Origin of the sequence: Paraburkholderia ribeironis, from assembly GCF_900019265.1 — a bacterium.
Classification (GTDB): Bacteria; Pseudomonadota; Gammaproteobacteria; order Burkholderiales; family Burkholderiaceae; genus Paraburkholderia; species Paraburkholderia ribeironis.
Genome location: NZ_CYGX02000019.1, coordinates 110,138 through 113,176 on the forward strand (window position 1 = coordinate 110,138; position 3,039 = coordinate 113,176).

General features: G+C 63.1%; 3 protein-coding genes. 2 read left to right on the plus strand and 1 reads right to left on the minus strand.

Annotated features, from left to right (window positions below):
- Window positions 1-620, plus strand: a 620-nt coding sequence (locus tag BN2475_RS09855; RefSeq protein ID WP_483874389.1) for a threonine ammonia-lyase, incomplete at its 5' end; no start/stop codon positions are given.
- Between the two features lie 255 nt (window positions 621-875).
- Window positions 876-2,057 (plus strand): 4-hydroxybenzoate 3-monooxygenase, encoded by a 1,182-nt coding sequence (locus BN2475_RS09860; RefSeq protein WP_094779342.1) that lies wholly within the window; start codon window positions 876-878, stop codon window positions 2,055-2,057.
- 27 nt (window positions 2,058-2,084) lie between these two features.
- On the opposite strand, the gene BN2475_RS09865 is transcribed toward BN2475_RS09860, so the two are convergent.
- Window positions 2,085-2,987: a helix-turn-helix domain-containing protein gene (locus BN2475_RS09865; protein ID WP_094779343.1), complete on the minus strand. Its 903-nt coding sequence runs from the start codon at window positions 2,985-2,987 to the stop codon at window positions 2,085-2,087.
- Window positions 2,988-3,039 lie beyond the last annotated feature (52 nt).

Below are 3,039 nucleotides of genomic sequence, written 5' to 3' on the forward strand. Positions count from 1 at the left end.
AGACGCTGATCGCGATCACATCGGGCGCGAACATGAATTTCGACCGCATGCGCTTCGTGGCCGAGCGCGCGGAAGTGGGCGAGGCGCGCGAGGCGGTGTTCGCGGTGACGATCCCCGAGGAGCGCGGCAGCTTCCGGCGCTTTTGCGAGCTGGTCGGCACGCGCAGCGTCACCGAGCTCAACTACCGGATCGCCGACGCGCATTCGGCGCATATCTTCGTCGGCGTGCAGATCAGGAATCGCAGCGAGCCGGCGCAGATCGCGGGCGCCTTCGAGGCGCATGGCTTCGCCACCGTCGATCTGACCTTCGACGAGCTGTCCAAGCAGCACATCCGCTACATGGTCGGCGGCCGCTCGCCGCTCGCGCATGACGAGCGGCTGTTCCGCTTCGAGTTTCCGGAACGGCCGGGCGCGCTGATGAAGTTCCTGTCGTCGATGGCGCCGAACTGGAACATCAGCCTGTTCCACTATCGCAACCAGGGCGCGGACTACAGCTCGATCCTGGTCGGCATCCAGGTGCCGGCGACCGAGAACGAAACGTTCGACCGCTTTCTCGCGACGCTCGGCTATCCGTACTGGGAAGAGACGCAGAATCCGGTGTACCGGCTGTTCCTTGCCTAACAGAAACGGGCATAAACGGGCGGGGTTTACCTTGATGAAGCGCCACCCAACGTGACTGCGCCAAGGCTCTCGTGAACCTGCCTGAAGCCCCGTCCGGCGGGCTTTAGCGCGCCTTGTCACCCCTCAGCGGACCGGACCCGCGCAGGTCCACTATCTCTCTGCAAGATACAAGCTATCCGCTATATCGCATTGCGCGATATAGCGTCGAATTGTCACACTGAGCGCCAATCAATCACCGCATTCAGGAGACAACTCATGCGTACCCAGGTTGGCATCATCGGTGCCGGGCCCGCGGGCCTGCTGCTTTCCCACCTTCTTCATCTGCGCGGCATTGAGTCCGTCGTGCTCGAATCGCGCACTCGCGAGCAGATCGAGTCCACCATCCGTGCCGGCGTGCTCGAGCAGGGCACGATGGACCTGCTGACCGAAGCCGGCGTCGGCGCGCGCATGAAGGCCGAAGGCGCGCTGCATCATGGCTTCGAACTGGCGTTCGAAGGCAAGCGTCGTCGCATCGATCTGACCGGACTCACCGGTCATTCGATTACGGTCTATGCACAGCACGAGGTCATCAAGGATCTGGTTGCGGCGCGCGTGGCGGCCGACGGCGCGCTGCGTTTCGGCGTGTCGGAAACCTCGCTACACGGCATCGATACCGACAAGCCGTCGATCCGCTATCGCCATGAAGGCGAAGCGTGCGAGCTGCAATGCGACTTCGTGATCGGCTGCGACGGCTCGCAAGGCGTGTCGCGCGCTTCGATTCCGCAGGCGCTGCGCAAGGACTACGAGCGCGTGTACCCGTTCGGTTGGTTCGGAATCCTGTGTGAAGGGCCGCCATCGTCGGACGAACTGATCTATGCGCGCCACGACCGTGGTTTCGCGCTGATCAGCACACGTTCGCCGAACGTGCAGCGCATGTATTTTCAGTGCGATCCGAAGGACTCGGTCGAGAACTGGTCCGACGACCGGATCTGGGCGGAACTGCATGCACGGGTCGATTCGCACGACGGGCAGAAGATCGTCGACGGCAAGATCTTCCAGAAGAACATTGTCGGCATGCGCAGCTTCGTGTCGGCCACGATGCAGCATGGCCGGCTCTTCCTCGCCGGCGACGCCGCGCATATCGTGCCGCCGACCGGCGCGAAAGGGATGAACCTCGCGGTCGCCGACGTGCGCGTGCTGACCCAGGCACTGGACGCGTTCTACGTCGACAGTCGCGCCGACCTGCTCGAGCGCTACACCGAAACCGCACTCAAGCGCATCTGGCGCGCCGAGCACTTCTCGTACTGGATGACCAGCATGATGCACCGCGTCGAAGGTGCGTCGCCATTCGAGCAGCAACTGCAGGTGGCCGAGCTGGAATACGTGACGACGTCACGCTCGGCGGCCACCGCGATGGCGGAAAACTACGTTGGCGTCGCCGGAGCCCAGGCGTCGTAAGCGGGCCGCATGCGGCTGACGGGATGTTTAGTTAAGCGAAAGATCCCGATGTGCCGCAGTCTGAAACTCCGTAGGCGTGACGCCAGTCTGCTTGCGGAAGTAGCGGCTGAAATACGCCGCGTCCTCGAAGCCGAGCGCATGCGCGATCTGTTTGATGGTCAGGCCGGAGTAGACCAGATCGCGCTGTGCCTCGCGTATCAGATGATCGTTGACGAGCGACATCGGTGAATGGCCGAGTTCGTCGCGACAGATGCGGCCCAACTGTGCGGCCGTGATGCCGAGTTTCCCCGCATAGAACTCGACAGGCCGATGTTCGCGCACGTGCGCGGCGACGAGTTCGCGCAAGCGTTTGATCTGGGCCGCGCGCCGGTCGTTGACCGTTGCGGTGGCGGCTGACGCGGCGTCGGAAGCGGCGTCCATCAAACGCGCCACTTGCACAAAAAGTGCAATCATCAGCGACATGCCCGCGGCGATGTGGCCACGCGCGCTGCCACGAAATTCCTGCTCGAGCAAACCGAACAGCGGCATCAGCGTGCCGTCGCCGACCGCGCGTCGCACGGGGATTAGCGCGGGCCGTTGCAGCACTGGCAGCAGACCTGGCGACACCGCTTTCGAGATCGATTCCAGCGCCCGCTGCGCAGCGGTGATCACGAGCCCGTCCATTTCCGGCGAAAAGACGAAACCATGCACCGTTTGCGCGGGAATCAGCACGATACAGGGCGCCTTGATTGCGAGCTTTTCGCTCTCGATCAACACGTGGCCCGTACCGCTGCGGATATAGAGGATCTGCAGTAGCGCGTCGTGTCGGTGAGCGGCGATATGCCAGTCGTTAGGCCGGCTGCGTTCGACGATCCATTCGAAGTTGAACGCATCGAACCAGGGCGGTCGCGCCGACTCGCCGTACAGATCGTAGTTAGGGATTTTCCTCATGCCGTTTCGAATCCTGTCGACCAGAGTTGGCGCTTCAGCGCCTACTCTGGTC

Bases quoted from the DNA above. Each gene is read 5' to 3' on its own strand.
- BN2475_RS09860 (WP_094779342.1), top strand. From the start codon at position 876: ATGCGTACCCAGGTTGGCATCATCGGTGCCGGGCCCGCGGGCCTGCTG.
- BN2475_RS09865 (WP_094779343.1), bottom strand. From the start codon at position 2,987: ATGAGGAAAATCCCTAACTACGATCTGTACGGCGAGTCGGCGCGACCG.